This is a genomic window from Arthrobacter sp. JCM 19049 (genome assembly GCF_001310435.1).
This window is the reverse complement of the sequence record NZ_BAXF01000861.1, coordinates 1-654: the sequence shown is the minus strand read 5'-3', so window position 1 is coordinate 654 and position 654 is coordinate 1. Positions and strand designations below refer to the sequence as shown.

The 654-nt window shown below is 67.9% G+C and carries 1 protein-coding gene; it reads right to left on the bottom strand.

Features of this window, described 5'->3' with window-relative positions; translation table 11 throughout:
- Positions 1 to 463, bottom strand: a 463-nt coding sequence (locus tag JCM19049_RS16785) for a cytidylyltransferase domain-containing protein (protein ID WP_279403484.1), incomplete at its 3' end; no start/stop codon positions are given.
- Positions 464 to 654: the final 191 nt, after the last annotated feature.

The following is a 654-nucleotide window of genomic DNA, read 5'->3' as shown; positions in this document are numbered from 1 at the left end:
GGCCACCGCGGCGCCTCCGGGGACAGGCCCCAGTGGAAGCGTGATCGGGGACCGCGGCGAAGCTGACATCGGCCTTGCCGGAGGCCACCTGCTGCACCGCGGCATCCAGGTCCGCCGGGTCGATGAAGGGGGAGGTGCATTGGATGAACAGGGTGATCTGCGGGTGCTCCTCGCGCTGGGCGAGCACGTGCAGGAGCACCGATTCGCTGCTGGCCGTGTCCCCGGCGATTTCGGCCGGGCGGTCGACAACGCTGGCGCCGTAGGCCAGGGCCTCCTGCCGGATCTGTTCATGATCGGTGCTGACCACGACTTCGCTGACTGAGGCCGCGGCCTGGGCCGATTGGATCGCACGGCCCAGCAGGCTCTGGCCGCCGACCTTGCGCAGGTTCTTGAGCCGTACCGCCTTGGATCCTCCACGGGCCGGGATGATCGCCAAGACGCTGGGCTGGTTGGTATTGCTCACGTCCTTGACGCTAGGAGCCGGAGTTAACCGTTGCGCACCCTTTGGGTAAACGCGGGGTGAAGTGCAGGTGTAATTACCCGCCTACGCACCGACCGGGTCGCTAGGAAGGATGCCGGAAAGCACCAGGCGCAGCGCGGGCCGGGCATCCGAGCGGTCCTGGCGCACGATGCGGTGCAGGATGATGCCCTCCG